A 16,879-nucleotide genomic window follows, 5' to 3' on the forward strand; every position below is an offset into this window, starting at 1 on the left:
TGCTCGATTGCCTTGGCAATCCTAGTCATATTTTGCTTTTGCGCTCTGGCCCAACGTTAAAAAAACCTCCGCAGGTGCAGAACACAGTGACTATGCTCACAGCGTTGAACGCAGGCTCAGGGCACTAGGGACGGTCTATGGATACTGGCTGCGACCCGCAGACAACAGCGCAAGACACTCCGGGCCCGCCCTCTGCGCGGGTCAATCGGCGAGTGCTGATCGTCGATGACAGCCCGCAGATCCACGAAGACTTCTACAAGATCCTCGCCCCGCGGCAGGCACCGGACCTGGGGCCGCTTGAGGAGCAACTGTTCGGTCAAGCGGCGCCTGGCCCCGCGCCGACCTTCAGCCTGGACTCGGCATTCCAGGGCCGCGAAGCCCTGGCCAGGGTCGAGGCGGCACTGGCCCAGGGCACGCCTTATGCCATGGCCTTCATCGACATGCGCATGCCGCCGGGCTGGGACGGCCTGCAAACCATCGAACAGCTGTGGCTGGCCGACCCCGAGCTGCAGATCGCCCTGTGCACCGCCTACTCCGACTACTCCTGGGAGGCCCTGGCCGAGCGCCTGGACTTCGGCGATCGCCTGCTGATTCTGAAAAAACCCTTCGACAGCCTGGAAATCCGCCAGATGGCCAGCGCCCTGACCTGGAAATGGCAGATGGCCCAGGACGCACGGAACAAGCTCGACGACCTGCAGCGGACCATCGAGGAGCGGGTCGCCGAACTGCTCAAGGTCTCGCACCTGCTGCACTACGATGTGCTCACCGGGCTGCCCTCCAGCACCCTGCTGGGCGACCGCCTGAGCCAGGCCATGGCCCGGGCCCGGCGCTATGAGCAACAGCTGGCGGTGCTGTTCCTGGGCCTGGACCGTTTCAAGCGGATCAACCAGGCCCTGGGCTACCCGGCCGGCGATGAACTGCTCAAGCGTATCGCCCAGGGCCTGCAGCAAAGCATGCGCGAGTCGGACTCGGTCTTCCGCTACGGCTCCGACGAGTTCGTGGTGCTGGTGCATGACCAGCAGCCGCCGCCCCAGGTGCGCAGCGTCGCGCAAAAACTCCTGGCCACGGTGAACCAGGTGCACGACATCGCCGGGCACGAACTGCAGGTCACCGCCAGCCTGGGGATCAGCCTGTATCCCGAGGATGGCCAGGACGCCCTGACCCTGATCAAGAAGGCCGAGATGGCCATGCGCAACAGCAAGGACCAGGCACCGGGCCGCTACGGTTTCTTTACCGAGGACATGACCCATCGGGCCCGGGAACAGCAGCACCTGGAGTCGGGCATTCGCCAGGCCCTGGAGCATCGGGAGTTTGTTTTGCACTACCAGCCAAAAATCCACCTGGCCTCGGGCCAGGTGGTAGGGGCCGAAGCGCTGATCCGCTGGTTCAGCCCGCAACGGGGCTGGGTCAGCCCGGCCCAGTTCATCCCGGTGGCCGAGGACAGCGGCCTGATCAACGCCGTCAGTCGGTGGGTGCTGGGCGAGGCCACCCGCCAGTCCCGCGCCTGGCAACAGGCCGGGCTCGCACCGATCCGCCTGTCGGTCAACCTGTCGCCCAGCGATTTCCGCCAGCCGCAGTTGCTCGCCCAGTTGCAGAGCGCTCTGCAGGACAGCGGCCTGGACCCGACCCTGCTGGAGCTGGAAATCACCGAAGGGGTGCTGATGCAGAACGTCGAGGCGACCCTGGTCACCCTGCTGGCCATCAAGACCCTGGGGGTGCGCCTGGCGGTGGACGACTTCGGCACCGGTTACTCCAGCCTCAGCTACCTGCGCAAGTTTCCGCTGGACGTGCTGAAGATCGACCAGTCCTTCGTCCACGGCCTGAGCCACGACCCCAAGGATGCGACCCTGGTCAGCGCCATCATCCAGCTGGGGCGCAACCTCAACCTGAACGTGATTGCCGAAGGGGTGGAGACGGCGCAGCAGCTGGCCTTCCTGACCCAGCAAGGCTGTGAGGAAGGCCAGGGCTACTACTTCAGCAAGGCCCTGCCGGCGGCAGACTTCGCCCGGTTCCTGCAAGGGCGGGCCGCACCCGCCGGGCAGGGCCAGCCATGAACCGCGCAGCACCTGCGGGCCGGCCGCGGCGGCGCCACCTGGGCGTGGCGCTCTGGTTGCTGCTCGGCATCGCCCTGCCCGCCCTCCCGGCGCCCCTGGACGAACCGCTCAAACCCCTGCCCGCGGCCCCCGACCTCGACCCCGGGCGGGTGGAACTGGGGCGCCGGCTGTTCAACGAGCCGCGCCTGTCCCAAGACCACAGCCGCTCCTGCGCCAGCTGTCACCGGATGGACCACGGCGGCGCCGACACTCAGGCCAAGTCCCTGGGCATCAAGGGCCAACCGACCCTGGTCAACGCTCCCAGCGTATTCAACGCCGCGCTGAACTTTCGGCAGTTCTGGGACGCCCGCGCCGACAGCCTCGAAGCGCAGATCGACCAGGTGGTGCAAAGCCCGATCGAGATGGGCAACAACTGGCCCGACCTGCTCCGCACCCTGAGTGACGACCCCGACTACCGCCAGCGCTTCGCCGAGCTGTACCCGGATGCGCTGACCGCGGCCAACGTGCAGGACGCCCTGGCCAGCTACGAACGCACCCTGCTCAGCAGCGGCTCGCGCTTCGACCAGTACCTGCAAGGCAACACCGAGATCCTCAGCCTGGACGAGAAATACGGCTACCAGCGCTTCAAGGACTACGGCTGCATCGCCTGTCATCAAGGGGTCAACATCGGCGGCAACATGCTGCAGAAATTCGGCGTGATGGGCGACTACTTCGCCGCCCGGGGCAACCCCACCCAGGCCGACCTGGGCCGCTTCCTGATCACCGGCGACGAGCAGGACCGCAACGTCTTCAAGGTGCCGAGCCTGCGCAATGTGGCGGTCACCGGGCCCTACTTCCACGATGGCTCGGCGCAGACCCTGGAACAGGCGGTCGAGGTGATGTTCAAGTACCAGCTGGGCCGGACCCCAAGCCCCCAGGACACCGGCCTGATCGTCAAGTTTCTCAAGACCCTGACCGGGCAATGGCAGGACAAGCCCCTATGAAGCTGCCCCGCCTGCCCGTCACCCTGTTCACCCTGCTGATCCTGGGCCTGGTCCTGGCGCTGGCGTTCCTCTACGTGAAGACGGTCATCGGCCAGACGGCGAACTACACCCTGTCCCGGGACCTGATCGGTCACATCAAGCAACTGAATGCCCAGTGGGAAACCGAGGTGCTCAAGGCTCGCATCGCCATCACCCATGACTACGATCCACTGGTGCTGCCGGTGCAACAGATCAATCAGCTGTGGAGTCGCTTCGATCAGGTGTCGCAGCAGGAGCACATCGACCCCGAGGCGTGGCAGGCCAGTCATCAGGCCTTCCTCGCCGCGTTCAAGGAAAAGGCCGACCTGGTGGAGCGCTTCAAGTCCCACAACTCGGTGCTGCGCAACTCCCTGGCCTTCCTGCCCACCGCCGAGGACGACATCCAGAGCCGCCTGGCCGGGCTGGATGACAGCCAGCGCCTGTCGCAGCAGAGCATCGCCATCGACACCTACGACCTGCTGCTCAGCAGCCTGGAGTTCGCCCAGGTGTCCAGCGACGACAAGGCCGCCGACATTCTGGTGGGGCTGAACAAGCTGGAGGTGAACAAGGAGCGCCTGCCCGAGGCCATGCACGAACCGGTGGCCATCCTCAGCAACCACGTCTCGGTGATCCTGCGCGAACAGCCGGTGGTCAACCAGCTGCTGGAGAAAATCACCTCGATCCCGGTGGCCCAGCGCCTGGACGAGATCAACGCCCTGCTCAACCGCGACCAGCTCCAGGCCGACCTGCAGGACCAGAAGGCCCATCAGTACCTGCTGCTGTTTTCGACGCTGCTGGTGCTGTTGATCCTCTATCTGGTGATCCATCTGATGCGCAGCTACGGGGTGATCCGCCGGGTCAACACCGCCCTGCAGAGCGCCAACGAACACCTGGAGCAACGGGTCGAGGAACGCACCCACGAGCTCAAGGAAGCCCAGAGCGAACTGCTGCACGCCGCGCGCCAGGCGGGCATGGCGGAAATCGCCACCAATGTGCTGCACAACGTCGGCAACGTGCTCAACAGCGTGAACATCTCCAGCGAACTGCTGAGCCGTACCCTGCGCTCCAGCAAGGCTCAGGGCCTGGGCAAGGCGATGCAGCTGATCAACCAGCACCAGAACGACCTGGGGCAGTTCTTCACTGAAGACGAAAAGGGCAAGCTGCTCCCCGGCTACCTCAACCAACTGGTCGCGGCCATCGCCAGCGAGCAACAGGGCATGAGCGACGAGCTGGCCCAGCTCGGGCGCAGTATCGATCACATCAAGGAGATCGTCGCCACCCAGCAGTCCTATGCCGGCGCCTCACGGCTGATCGAACCCCTGCGGGTCAACGAACTGATCGACGACGCCCTGCGCATGAACGCCGGGGCCCTGGTCCGGCACCAGGTCACGGTGGTCAAGGACTACGCCGAAGTGCCCGCGGTGATGGGCGACAAGCACCGCATGCTGCTGATCCTGATCAACCTGATCAGCAACGCCAAATACGCCATGTCCGACCTCGACGAGCAGTCCCGCACCCTGACCATTCGCGCCCGGGTGCTGGAGGGCCGGACCCTGCGCATCCAGGTTCAGGACCAGGGCGAAGGCATCGCCGCCGAAAACCTCACGCGGATCTTTGCCCACGGCTTCACCACCCGCAAGGAGGGCCACGGCTTCGGCCTGCACAGTTGCGCCCTGGCCGCCATGGAGATGGACGGCCAGCTCAGCGTGCACAGCGACGGGCCGGGACTGGGCGCCACCTTTACTCTGGACATCCCGCTGATCGACGCCGAGAACCCCACATGGACTCACTGATCAACCGCCGGATTCTGCTGATCGACGACACCCCCGCGATCCACGAAGACTTTCGCAAGATCCTCATGCCGCAGAGCCAGGACACTGGCCTCGACGATCTGGAGGCGCAGTTGTTCGGCGCCCCGACCCGCACCCGCCAGCAGCCCTTCGAACTGGACTCGGCCTACGGCGGCGAGGAAGGCCTGAACAAGGTCACCCAGGCCCTGGCGCAGCAGCGCCCCTATGCCCTGGCGTTCGTCGACATGCGCATGCCCCAGGGCTGGGACGGGGTGCAGACCATCGAACGGCTGTGGCAAGAGGACCCGCGCCTGCAGGTGGTGGTGTGCACCGCCTACTCCGACTATTCCTGGGAAGACCTGCTGGAGCGTCTGCAGGGCCACAACCGCCTGCTGATCCTGAAGAAGCCCTTCGACAATATCGAAGTCCAGCAGATGGCCAGCACCCTCACCAGCAAGTGGGAGATGACCGCCCGTGCCCTGCTGCAGATGCATCACCTGGAGAACCTGGTGGCCCGGCGTACCGCGGACCTGGAACGTGCCGGAACCGCCCTGCAACAGGAGATCGACGAGCGCAAGCAACTGGAGAACCAGCTGGTGCAGTCGGAAAAGCTCGCCTCCCTCGGGCAACTGGCCGCGGGCGTGGCCCACGAGATCAACAACCCCATCGGCTTCGTCGCCTCCAACCTCGGCAGCCTGGCCGGCTACCTGCAACAGATCGGCCAGATGCTCAGCGCCTACCGCCAGAGCGAAGAAGCCATCACCGCACCGCAAGTGCGCGAGCACCTGCAAAGCCTGCGCGAAAGCATCGACCTGGACTTTCTCCAGGAGGACATCCCGCTCTTGATCAAGGAATCCAAGGAAGGCATCGGCCGGGTCGAGCAGATCGTCAAGGACCTGAAGAACTTCTCCCGGGTCGACAGCGATCAGCAATGGCAACTGGCGGACCTGCAACAGGGCATCGACTCGACCCTGAACATCGTCGCCAACGAGATCAAGTACAAGGCCGACCTGGTCAAGGACTACCACGAGCTGCCGCAGATCGAGTGCCTGCCCTCCCAGCTCAATCAGGTGGTGATGAACCTGGTGGTCAACGCCGCCCAGGCCATCGGGCCGGAACGCGGCACCATCACCCTGCGCAACGGGGTGGACGGCGAGCATGTCTGGCTGGAGGTGAGCGACACCGGCTGCGGCATCGATGCACAGCACCTGCAGAAGATTTTCGACCCCTTCTTCACCACCAAGCCGGTGGGCAAGGGCACCGGCCTGGGCCTGTCGCTGTCCTACGGGATCGTCAAGAAGCACGGCGGGCAGATCAGCGTCCGCAGCCAACCGGGGGTCGGCAGCACCTTTCGCGTGGAGCTGCCGATCCGCCAGGCGCCCCGGACAGCGACCGAGCAAGCGCACTGAAGCACCGCGCCCCTCCCCCGGCCAAACACCCGCAACCCTTGCCCTCAGCTCATCGAGCTTCCGGCCCGGGGCGCCTGGGCGCAGAGGTGCAACAGGGCGTCGCCATCCAGGGGCGGGCTCAGGTACCGCCCCTGAACCTCATCGCAGCGAATGTCCCGCAACGCGGCAAACTGCTCCGGGGTGTCCACCCCTTCGGCCAGCACTTTCAGGCTCAGGGCATGCCCCAGGTCGACGATCGCCTGGACGATCGAACGGCCGGCCGGACTGCGACCCAGGCCGGCCACCAGACCGCTGTCGATCTTCAGGCCGTCCAGGGGATAGGTCCGCAGGTCCTGCAACGCCGAACAGCCGCTGCCGAAATCGTCCAGCACCAGCTGCACCCCGAGGGCCTTGAGCCCGCCCATGATGTCCTGCACCGGGCGCCCGTCGTCCAGCAGCGCCTTGTCGGCCACCTCCAGCAGCAGACGCGAAGGAGCCAGCCCGCTCTGAGCGAGCACCGAGCGGATCCTGGCCACCAGCTGGCCGCGCTGGAACTCGCAGGCCGACAGATGCACCGCCAGCTGCAGGTGTTCGGGCCAGGCCCGAGCCGCGCGGCAGGCCGCCTGCAGCACCCAGTTGCTCAGCGGCAGGATCAGCCCGGTGTCCTCGGCGATGGGCATGAACACCTCGGGCCCCAGCAGCCCGCGCTGCGGGTGCTGCCAGCGCACCAACACCTCGGCGCCCTGCCATTGGCCGTCGCCCAGCCGATAGCGCGGCAGGAACTGCAGGCTCAACTGGTCCTGGTCGATGGCGTGACGCAGGTCGCGCTCCAGGCCGCGGCGCTCGATGATCCGCGCATTCATGTCGGCGGCGTAGAAACGCCAGGTGCTGCGCCCCGCCGCCTTGGCCTCGTACAGGGCCATGTCGGCAAAGCGCAGCAGTTCTTCGGCCTGGCTGGCATCGGCCGGGGCCCGGGCGACTCCGATGCTGGCGCTGATGAAGACTTCATGCTCGCCAATGTAGAACGGCTCCTCGATACGCTGGATCAAGCGCCGGCACAGGCCGTCGATTTCCGACTGGGCCATCTGCCCGGGCACCACCAGCACGAATTCGTCGCCACCGACCCGGGCCACCAGGTCCTCGCTGCGCAGGCAGTGGGACAGGCGCTGGGACACCTCGTGCAGCACCTGGTCGCCGGCGGCATGCCCCAGCAGATCGTTCACCGGCTTGAAGCGGTCGAGGTCGACGCTGAGCATCAACAGTGGCTCGCGCAGCACCCGCAGGGCCGACAGCCGATCTTCAAGGTATTCGCGCATGCGCATGCGATTGGCCAGGCCGGTGAGTGCATCGTGCTGGGACAGGTATTCGATGCGCCGCCGGGCCGCGACCTCCTCGGTGATATCGCTGGCGGTGCCACGGTAACCGCCGCCGTCCATGGCCCGTACCGAGAGGCGGCAGATCCGCGGCCGGCGCTGACCGTCCAGGTAGGCGCATTGCAGCAGGCTTTGGGAACGCCGCTGCGAGGCGCTCAGCCAGTGGCGCAGCGATCCCTGCTCGGCGCTCAGCAGCTCATGCATCGGCCGCCCCAGGGCCGCCTCCCGGGACAGGCCGGTAACCGCCTCGAAGCGCTCGGACAGGTAGGTGAAGCGCAACTGCGGATCCACTTCCCAGATCCAGTCGGAAGCCGCTTCGGCAACATCGCGAAAACGCTCCTCGCTGGCCTCCAGCGCGCCCCGACTGCTGCGCAGGGCCTGGACCTGATCATCGATGAGCCGCGCCGCCACCGCAGAGCGCCGCAGCAGCAGGATCGCCATCAGGCCCACCAGCAGCCCGGCCAGCAGCAACAGCGGGATCACCAGCACCAGCAACTGGTGCCCCGGTCGCGTCGGCTGCCAGTGCAGGGTTCCGGCGCCGTCGGGCAGGCTCAGGGTCGGCTGCGGGCTCGGCGCCCCGGCGTCGACCCGCTGCAAGCGCTCGATGCCCGCCTCACGGCCCAGCACCAGCAAACGGCTCGGGTCCAGCCACACCACGAACACCAGCACCGACTGCGGGCCGTCATCGACCGGCACTTGCGGATCGTTGCCCGGGCTCAGCACGCTGGTGAACACCAGCGCCGGTGTCCCGCCGATCGCGTGATAACGGCTGAAGACCTTGCCATCGGGCGCCTGGCGCACCTGCGCCAGCCAGGGTTGCAGCGCATCGCCGAACCAGTCCCGGGCCTCCATCGCCTCCAGGCGACCGGACACCATCGCGTAGGCCGTGCGATCGGCCGGGTCGATGACGAACACCCCGTCAAAACCCAGGTCGCGGTACAGGGACGAACCGAAGTTGTGCCGGGTGTAGGCCCAGTCCGGATCGACCTTCAGGTGCAGGTGCTGATAGGCATCGCCCCACTGCGCATAGTCCTTGACGGTGCTACGGGCATGGTTTTTCAGCGATTGCAGGGCCTTTTCGATTTCCAGGCGGTTGTGCTGCTCGGCAGCCAGGTTCTGGTCGAGGGCGATGTACACCAGCAACACGCCGGTGAAGAGGAACAGCGCCAACAGCAATCCCGAGCATCCGAGCAAGGTGGCGCGGGCCAGCGCCTGATTCGAGATGCTGCGCACCGGCGTCAGATCAAGACCTAGGTTTTCCATAGTGCTCCAAGCGCCATAGCGAAAAACCGACCGGTGTGCTCCAAGCTCACGCGGCCCGAGATGAAGCTCCTGCTTGCCTATTAGACGATAGACAGTATTTCCCCCCCGGGCCTGAAGAAACGCCGGGGGCGAAAGCCGTGCAGCCATGGCGATGGGGTCAGGGCAGGACGCCGGCGACCGGGCAACGGGCCGGCGGCGTCCGACCAGAGGCGACCGGGGTCAGTCCCGGCCTGGGCGGGGAGTCACTTTGGGCAGCTGCTGCACCTGGTGATAGATGCTCAGGCCCAGCCTCTGGGCGATCTGCACCATGGCGTCGCAGCCGGCCGAGGCACCGCCGATGCGCAGCAGCGCGTCACAGCGCTGCAGCAGGCGCTCGGCATAGGCGTGGAAGCGCTGGTTGTAGACCTCATCGCCCACCGCCCGGGACCCGGCCAGACGGGTCATGGGCAAGGCCACCCACTCCCCCAAGAGCGGGAAATGCCCGGCCTCCAGCACCTGGGCGGCGCACTGCTCCATGGCCTCGACATTGCGCGCCAGCAACAGCGGATCGTCGCCGGTGCCGGAACGGTAGGGGCCGGCCACCAGCACCGTCAGGCTGCGAGGCTTGAGCACATGCAACTGCAGGTACTGCAGGAGCATGATGGTCTTGCCGTCGGCGATCTCGCCGCTCTTGATCATGTCCAGGGCCTGGTCGATATCCAGCTCCAGGACTTCGATGTCCTCGCCTTCGTGCTCCAGCCCGCCGCCCTCATCGATGCGGTCTTCGGCCTGGTAATGGCCGATGAAGAAATGCACCCGTTCGGTCACCGAGCCCGGACTCATGAACGCGTCGAAGACCTTCTGCACCTCGCCCACCCGGCAACCGGTTTCCTCTTGCGCTTCCTGGCGGATGCGCACTTCCGGGCTGGCGTTATCCAGCAGCCCGGCGGCCGTCTCGATCAGGTAACCGCTGTGATCGTTGACGAAGGCCGGCATGCGGAACTGCCGGGTCAGCAGCACCGTGCGCCGTTCCAGGTTGTACAGCAGGATCGTCGCACCATTGCCGCGGTCGTAGACCTCACGCTCCTGGGCCTGCCAGCTGCCGTCGCGGCGGCGCAGTTCGAAGCTGTATTTCTTCAGCACGTACCAGTTGTCGGAGAGGGTCTTCTCGGCGGTGATGCGGATGGTTTCCTCGCTCATGGCTGCTCCTGAGTGTGTGGGCCGGCGGGGCGAAACCCCGACAATTGTTCCAGCAACTGCACGCGGTAGGCCGGGGTCAGGGCGAACCCGCCCGCCACCTGGTGCAGATGACCGTCCGCCAGCCGCGCGCGGAACCAGTCGCGGATGAAATCCGGGGCGTAGCCGCCGGTGCTGAAGCCCTTGGCGAAGGCGATCATGTCCTGATAGACCTCCAGGTAGGCCTCTTGGCTGGGGACCGGGTAGCGGTTCTGGTACAGCCAGAACTGCAGGTCGTACAGCAGGTGCGACAGCGGGTCGGCGTGCAACGCAAAGTAGCGTTTGTCCTGGACGATGCGCAGGGCGATCTGGCGGATCAGCGGCCCCAGGTCAGGCACGTCCGGGCAGTGTTCAAGCAGCTCCTGCAGCAGTGGCGAGAACGGCGCGCTGGCGACCGTGTCCAGGTCGTCGAGGTAATCCTGCTCGGAGGTGTCATACACCTCCCAGGACACCAGACTGCGGACAAAGGCCTCGAAGTTCGGCGCCAGGACAGTCACCTCGTAGTCGCCCTCCTGGTCCACGTGCACCACCCGGGGTTCACCCTCGGGGCCGCACTCGCGGTAGTCCAGCGCGATCATGTCATGCCCGGCGGAGGGGCAATTGCAGATGTACACCCCCAGGTCCGGGTAGCCCCACTCCTCGATCATGAAGCGGCTGCCCAGGTCGCCGCCCAGGGAGTAGCGGCTGTCGCGACCGATGCTCAGGAAACTGTCGATCGCGCAGTGGTCCTCGGCCCAGGAGGTGCCCTGCTCCGTGGGGCAACAGCACAGGTGCGGGTAGCCACCGTTGTAACGCTGCATGAACGCCACATAGGACGGCGGCAGCCGATAGCCCAGCTGGGCTTGCAGCTCGGCGATCATCGCGGCGCTCGCCGGTGGCTGGTTGATCTTGCGGCTGCTGTCGTGGTCCCAGAACGCGTCCAGGTCGATATCGTGGGGGAAGTTGCTCATCCGATGCATCCGTTGCGGTTGAAGGTCGGCCTGTGCCAAAAGCTGCACAGGCTACCGCAATCCTGCCTCAGAGCCACCAGCGCAGAAGGAAAAAGAACCCCATGCTCAGCAGCATGCTGACCAGGGTATTGCGGGTGTAGATCACCAGCACGATGGCCACCAGGGAGCTCGAAAGGTAGGGATTGTCCCAGTGCAGGTTCAACTGCTGATCGGGCATGAACACGATCGGCCCGCAGATCGCCGTGAGCATGCCCGGCACGGCGAAACCGAGGAACTGCCGCGCGTTGCTGCTCAGGCGCAGCGGCAGGCGCGGTTCGAGAAACACGTAGCGATTGAGAAAGACCAGCAGGCCCATGCCGAAAATCACTGCCCAGACCATCATGCGCGCCCCCGATACAGCTTGTTGCAGACAAAACCCGCACTCATCCCCGCCAGCCCCGACAGCACCAGGGCCGAGCCCCAGTGCCAGTAGCTGAACAGCACCGAGCAGAACAGCGACACCGCGACACAGACCACGGTGGGCACATTGCGCACCAGCGGCGTGATCAGGGCGATGAAGGTGGCGGCGATGGAAAAATCCAGGCCCAGGTGTTCCAGGCCGGGAATGCTCTTGCCCAGCACGATGCCCAGCAGGGTGAACAGGTTCCAGGCCACGTAGAAGGTCAGGCCCACGCCCAGGGCGTACCAGCGGTCGAACTGCTGCTTGTCGTGGGCGCTGGTCAAGGCGAACAACTCATCGGTGAGCAGAAAGCCCAGGCCCACCCGCCAGCGCCCGGGCAAGGGCGAGATCACCGAGCGCATGCTCATGCCGTAGAGCAGGTGCTGGGAGGTCAGCAGCAGCGTGGTCAACAGGATCGAGAAGATCCCCGCCCCGCCCTTGAGCATGCCGATGGCCACCAGTTGCGCGGCACCGGCGAAGACGATGCTCGACAGCCCCTGGCCCTGCAGCGGCGTGAGATTGGCCTCGATGGCCATGGAACCGGCCAGCAGCCCCCAGGGCGCGGTGGCCAGGGACAGCGGCATGATGGCGATGGCACCGCGGATAAACGCGGCGCGGGGCAGAAGAACGCTGGACATAACACCCTGCACACAGATGACGGACGCTGACTGTGCCAGCTGGCACGGCGCCTGGCTTGAACGATCTTGCGCAATTGCCCACCGCCGCGCTTTTTTTGCAACCACCAAACGCCTTAGGAGCGAGCTTGCTCGCGATGCACTCAAGAACGCCGCGTTGCCCCCGTGAACGCGGCGTTTTCGTTGACCACCATCGCGAGCAAGCTCGCTCCCACCCTTGATCAAGCGCCCGGACTGATCATGCTGGCGGCGCGAACCGCAGCGGCCACTGGCTTGCCAGCGAAGGCGTCTCCAAGACCAGCACAAGACCTGCGGGCCTCTTCGCCAGCAAGCTGGCTCCTACGGGAAACAGGGGGATGCAAACGACAACGCCCCTCACGAGGGAGGGGCGCTGGTTGATGCTACGAGCGGATTACAGCTGGATCAGGTTGCTGATCTTCACGTCCGGATCGACGTCGGCTTCGTAGTCGACCCCTTCGATCTCGAAACCGAACAGGCGCAGGAACTCATGCTTGTAACCGACGAAATCGGTCATTTCGTAGAGGTTCTCGCTGGTGACCTGGTCCCACAGCTGCTTGACCCGATCCTGGACCTCGGGTTGCAGTTCCTTGTAGTCGGCACGCAGGCGGCCTTCCTGGTCGATCACCGGCTCGCTGTTGTACAGGCTGTCCTTGTACAGGCCGTAGACCTGCTCGATGCAACCTTCGTGGCTGCCCTGCTCCTTCATCACCTTGAACAGCAGCGACAGGTACAGCGGCATGATCGGGATCGCCGAGCTGGCCTGGGTGACCACGGCCTTGAGCACCGACACCCGAGCGTCGCCGCCCAGGTCGGCCAGTTGCTGGCGCATGCCGATGACTTTCTGGTCCAGGTCCTTCTTGGCTTCGCCAATCGAACCGTTCCAGTAGATGTCGTGGGTCAGCTTCTCGCCCAGGTAGGTAAAGGCGGTGGTTTTCGCGCCTTCGGCCAGGACACCGGCGTCGTGCAGGGCGTCAATCCACATCTGCCAGTCTTCGCCGCCCATCACCGCCACGGTGCCGTCGATCTCTTCCTGGGTCGCCGGCTGCAGGGTGGTTTCCTTGACGATTTCCTTGTCGGTGTCGACACCGCGCAGGGTCACGGACTTGCCCAGGGGCTTGAGGGTCGAGCTCAGCACTTCACCGGTCTTGGGGTGGGTGCGGCGCGGGGCGGCCAGGCTGTAGACCACCAGGTCGATCTTGCCCAGGTCGCGCTTGATGGTTTCGATGGTTTCGGCCTTGACCGCGTCGGAGAAGGCGTCACCGTTGATGCTCTTGGCGTACAGGCCCTTTTCTTCGGCGAACTTGTGGAACGCTGCGGTGTTGTACCAGCCGGCGGTGCCCAGCTTGCCGTCAACGCTGCCGCGCTCGAAGAACACACCCAGGGTGTTGGCACCGCAGCCAAAGGCGGCGGTGATCCGCGCGGCCAGGCCGTAGCCGGTGGAGGCGCCGAGTACCAGTACGTTCTTCGGCCCTGCGTCGATGGCGCCCTGCTGGGTGACGTAATCGATCTGCTGCTTGACGTTGGCTTCGCAACCCACCGGATGGGTCGTCACACAGATAAAGCCGCGAACGCGGGGTTTGATGACCATTCACAATCTCCCAATTTCAATGTGCCAGGCGCCGGTAACGGCGGCGGCAGTGTCACTTGCTAAGGTCGTAGACGCTCACAATGGCTTCGCGTCACCAACTGATGGAATTTGCCCGGCAGGCCGAGGCTTGGCGCCCCCGTGCCGGCACCCTCGGGGCGACATCCAGGCGGCCAGGGCCGAGACTCTAGCAGCTGCACCGGCAGGCTTGTGCATCCACTCGGCGAAATTTCTGCAGCCACGTTCATCAACAGATGATGAAGTCCGGCCGGCCTGTGCTTCAGGGCATCCTGTCCAGCGGCAGTTGCTGGCCCTGGCTGCGCGCCTCGTACCAGCGCTGTACCACGTCCGGCAGGCGCTGCTTCCACGCAGGCTCGGTGGTGTAGTAGCGCACCCGCACTTCATCGGCGGGGCCCACCACCGCCAGCAGCGCGACCCACAACTCACCCTGGGCACCGCGCACGAAAATCGCCGCATGGGTGGTAGCCAGCCCTTGCAGCCACATATCGGTGACCTCGGCGCCCGGAAGCTCGGCCGAGGTGTCCTGGGAGAACACCGAGCCGCTGTCGAGCAGAGTCTGGTAATCCTGTTGCAGCAGCTTGCGGGCGCGCTGGTCTTCTGCCTCGGTACGCACCAGCGCGGTGGACAGCAAATCGTACTGGTTCTCCAGGATTTGCCGGGAGGCCACATAGAGCCCGTCGTAATACACCCCCGAGCCGGCGCCGCAGGCATAGGCATCGCCCTCCTGGGTCACCTGCAACAGACCGTTGCGCGGGGTGAAGCGCAGCTTGCAGCCCTCGACGCCGTAGCGGGCTTCACCGTCCTTGAGCTGCAGCTTGCCCGCCAGCGCACCGGAATTGGCGCCGCCCATGGCCGACAGGTCGAAACTCAGACGATCCTCGCCGCTGCGCCGGATCACCAGCTCACCGCCGTAGAACGGGCTGACCGAGACCCGCTGCCAGGTGCCCTGCCAGCTGAACGGAATGTTCACATAGCGCAGCACCGTCAGCCGGCTCAGGTATTGGCTGCGCAGGCAGCCCAGATCGGCCTGGCACTGGTCGCGCTGCTTGAGCCATTCACGCTGGCCCAGGCGCAGCGCCTTGGGGTCCTTGGCCTCGGCCAGGGCGGCCGTCCAGGCCTTGCCCAACCGGCTGTCCAGCCCGGCGGTATAGGGGTCGGCGCAGATGGCCTTTTCACTGGCACTGGCGGCCTTGGCGCAGTCGAAACTGCTGGCCTGGGCGCCCTGGCCACAGGCCAGCAGCGCCAGCAGCAAGCCACTGGCTCGCAGGGGATGAACAAGGGGGGCAAACATGGGTCGATTCCATTCAACGAAGGCCGCGCCAGGATACCTGCAGCAGAGCCATCTGCCGACGACAAAATCGCCCCGGCATGGCCCGCCAAGGCACGCGGCAGGCCCACAGTTTTAGCGCGACAGGCGGCAACCAGTCGTACTAAGCTCTGGTTTTTATCCCCCAAGGGCACTGCATGAAATGGATGCTGCAGGCACTGTTGCCGCTGTTGAGCCTCACCGCTCAAGCCGGTGAGTTGCGCATGCTGACCGACAACCACCCGCCGCTGCACTTTCAGCAGGGCCCGCACATGACGGGCTTCGCAGTGGAGGTGGTGCAAGCCCTGGCGCAACGCACCGGCGACCCGGTGCAGGTGCAGCAACGCCCGATGCTGCGCGCCCTGCGCGATGCCAGCGAGGACGCCGACACCGCGGTGTTTACCATCCTGCGCACCCAGGAGCGTGAATCCCGCTACCAATGGGTCGGCCCGCTGATGCGCACCGAAACCGCGCTGTACACCCGCAGCGGCGACACTCCGCCGATCAGCGACCTGAGCCAGGCCCAGGGCCAGATCGCCGTACCGCGCAAATGGCTGGTCTACAGCTACCTCAAGCAGCAGGGCCTGGACAACCTGTGGGGCGTCGACAGCCCGGAAATCATGATGCGCCTGCTGCAGATCGGCCGCGTGCAGTACGTGGTCGCCGACACCATGAGCGTCAGTACCTTCGCCAGCAATGTGGGCCTGCCCTTCGAACAGTTGCGCTACCAGATGCCGCTGATGCACCAGGACGCCTACATCGCCTTCTCGCCCAAGGTCGATGCAGCCCAGGTGGCCCGCTGGCAGCGGGCCCTGGACGCGATGAAAGACGATGGCAGCCTGCAAGCGTTCATGCAGCGCTGGCATATCGATCGCACGCCCCCACAGGTGGGTGAATTCAAGCCATGACCCGCCTTGTCCAATGGAGCGCCATGCCCCATCAACTGGCACTCAACTGCCCGCAATGCGGGGCCCAGGCGCGCTTCGACTTCGTCGTCTCCAGGCCCATCGCGCGCAAGGTCGATGTGCCGTTCTTCGCCGACCATCCACTGCTGGACTATCGGCAAGAGCAGGACAGCTGCGGGCACTACCGTCACTACGCCCTGTACTTTCCCGGCCTGCACGGCGACCCGACTCACAGCCTGGGTCCGCTGCCCGAAGGCTACCTGGCCAGCCACTGGCAGTGTTCACCCTACTGGTATCGCGATCACGGCCTGGACCTGGGCTCGCTGGCCTGCGAACACTGCCGGTACTCGGCGCGTCACACGCTCAACTGGCCGAGCGAGGCCTATTTTTCCGTGGCCTACAAAGGCCAGATGCTCTGGGCCTTCAACCGCGAGTCGGCGCTGGCCCTGCACGACTACCTGGAGTCAGCGCAACGCGATCCCGGCGGCTATCCCTGGCGCAGCTTCCTGCTGCACATCCCGGGGGCCTTCAAGCACCGCAAGGCGCGCCAACCGCTGACCCGCCTGCTCAAACGACTGCTGATGCCGGGCTGAGCCCCGCGCCAAGGAATGTTCCATGCCGACCTTTACCCCTGCCCGCCCGCTGCATCGCCTCCATTGCGCCGGCTGCGGCTGGCACCTGGCGATCCTCGGCCAGAGCGAGGCCAGCGTGCGCAAATGCCCCTGGTGCGGCAGCCATGAATTCAGCGACCAGCCCCCCAGCCGCAGCGGCGCCGGGCAGGTCCTGCAATGCAAACACCATGGCCCGGTGGTGGTGCAGGTGCTTGACGACAACATCGACAGCCAGGACTTTCTCGACAATCTGTATTGCCCGTTCTGCCCCTGACCCGTAACGAACTGGCTCGCTGATTCTGCGAAGCGTTTTCTGACGCGC

General features: G+C 65.6%; 14 protein-coding genes. 7 read left to right on the top strand and 7 right to left on the bottom strand.

Features of this window, described 5'->3' with window-relative positions; all coding sequences use genetic code 11:
• The first annotated feature begins 137 nt into the window (after positions 1–137).
• From ACMGG8_RS20860 to ACMGG8_RS20875, 4 genes are read left to right on the top strand one after another with little or no spacing between them, the layout of a single operon-like run.
• The gene (locus ACMGG8_RS20860) at positions 138–2,054 is read left to right on the top strand and encodes a putative bifunctional diguanylate cyclase/phosphodiesterase (protein WP_414158317.1); all 1,917 of its coding nucleotides are present in this window, start codon (positions 138–140) and stop codon (positions 2,052–2,054) included.
• Positions 2,051–3,037 carry a cytochrome c peroxidase gene (locus ACMGG8_RS20865; RefSeq protein WP_414158318.1) on the top strand — a complete coding sequence of 329 codons (987 nt, stop codon included), beginning with the start codon at positions 2,051–2,053 and terminating at the stop codon, positions 3,035–3,037. The genes ACMGG8_RS20860 and ACMGG8_RS20865 overlap by 4 nt, the downstream gene beginning before the upstream one ends.
• Positions 3,034–4,848 (top strand): DAHL domain-containing protein, encoded by a 1,815-nt coding sequence (locus ACMGG8_RS20870; RefSeq protein WP_414158319.1) that lies wholly within the window; start codon positions 3,034–3,036, stop codon positions 4,846–4,848. The genes ACMGG8_RS20865 and ACMGG8_RS20870 overlap by 4 nt, the downstream gene beginning before the upstream one ends.
• Positions 4,836–6,254 (top strand): ATP-binding protein, encoded by a 1,419-nt coding sequence (locus ACMGG8_RS20875; protein ID WP_414158320.1) that lies wholly within the window; start codon positions 4,836–4,838, stop codon positions 6,252–6,254. The genes ACMGG8_RS20870 and ACMGG8_RS20875 overlap by 13 nt, the downstream gene beginning before the upstream one ends.
• Before the next feature lie 44 nt (positions 6,255–6,298).
• Here ACMGG8_RS20875 and ACMGG8_RS20880 read toward each other — a convergent pair whose 3' ends face one another.
• The 7 genes from ACMGG8_RS20880 to ACMGG8_RS20910 form a co-directional block, all read right to left on the bottom strand.
• Positions 6,299–8,869 (bottom strand): EAL domain-containing protein, encoded by a 2,571-nt coding sequence (locus tag ACMGG8_RS20880; RefSeq protein WP_060839026.1) that lies wholly within the window; start codon positions 8,867–8,869, stop codon positions 6,299–6,301.
• Positions 8,870–9,088: 219 nt separating this feature from the next.
• Positions 9,089–10,048: a GDP-mannose pyrophosphatase NudK gene (gene nudK / locus ACMGG8_RS20885; protein ID WP_060839025.1), complete on the bottom strand. Its 960-nt coding sequence runs from the start codon at positions 10,046–10,048 to the stop codon at positions 9,089–9,091.
• Positions 10,045–11,034: an SMI1/KNR4 family protein gene (locus tag ACMGG8_RS20890; protein WP_414158321.1), complete on the bottom strand. Its 990-nt coding sequence runs from the start codon at positions 11,032–11,034 to the stop codon at positions 10,045–10,047. The genes nudK and ACMGG8_RS20890 overlap by 4 nt, the downstream gene beginning before the upstream one ends.
• Before the next feature lie 67 nt (positions 11,035–11,101).
• Positions 11,102–11,413, bottom strand: a complete 312-nt coding sequence (locus ACMGG8_RS20895; protein ID WP_164990737.1) for an AzlD domain-containing protein — start codon at positions 11,411–11,413, stop codon at positions 11,102–11,104.
• Positions 11,413–12,111: an AzlC family ABC transporter permease gene (locus ACMGG8_RS20900; RefSeq protein WP_060839022.1), complete on the bottom strand. Its 699-nt coding sequence runs from the start codon at positions 12,109–12,111 to the stop codon at positions 11,413–11,415. Before ACMGG8_RS20900 ends, ACMGG8_RS20895 begins: the two co-directional genes overlap by 1 nt.
• Before the next feature lie 409 nt (positions 12,112–12,520).
• Entirely contained in the window at positions 12,521–13,717 is a 1,197-nt protein-coding gene (gene fabV / locus ACMGG8_RS20905; protein ID WP_060839021.1) for an enoyl-ACP reductase FabV, read from the bottom strand.
• Between the two features lie 277 nt (positions 13,718–13,994).
• Positions 13,995–15,026 carry a lysozyme inhibitor LprI family protein gene (locus tag ACMGG8_RS20910; protein ID WP_060843422.1) on the bottom strand — a complete coding sequence of 344 codons (1,032 nt, stop codon included), beginning with the start codon at positions 15,024–15,026 and terminating at the stop codon, positions 13,995–13,997.
• A gap of 173 nt (positions 15,027–15,199) precedes the next feature.
• Between ACMGG8_RS20910 and ACMGG8_RS20915 the strand changes: the two genes are divergently transcribed.
• The 3 genes from ACMGG8_RS20915 to ACMGG8_RS20925 are packed head-to-tail and all read left to right on the top strand — an operon-like array spanning position 15,200 to position 16,831.
• A complete protein-coding gene (locus ACMGG8_RS20915; RefSeq protein WP_060839019.1) occupies positions 15,200–15,949 on the top strand; it encodes a substrate-binding periplasmic protein in 750 nt (249 codons plus the stop codon).
• Complete coding sequence (locus ACMGG8_RS20920; protein ID WP_235758350.1) at positions 15,946–16,539, top strand: hypothetical protein; 594 nt, start codon at positions 15,946–15,948, stop codon at positions 16,537–16,539. The genes ACMGG8_RS20915 and ACMGG8_RS20920 overlap by 4 nt, the downstream gene beginning before the upstream one ends.
• Before the next feature lie 22 nt (positions 16,540–16,561).
• Positions 16,562–16,831 carry a hypothetical protein gene (locus ACMGG8_RS20925; protein WP_060839017.1) on the top strand — a complete coding sequence of 90 codons (270 nt, stop codon included), beginning with the start codon at positions 16,562–16,564 and terminating at the stop codon, positions 16,829–16,831.
• Positions 16,832–16,879: the final 48 nt, after the last annotated feature.

Origin of the sequence: Pseudomonas sp. BNK-45 (genome assembly GCF_047456255.1) — a bacterium.
Lineage (GTDB): Bacteria > Pseudomonadota > Gammaproteobacteria > Pseudomonadales > Pseudomonadaceae > Aquipseudomonas.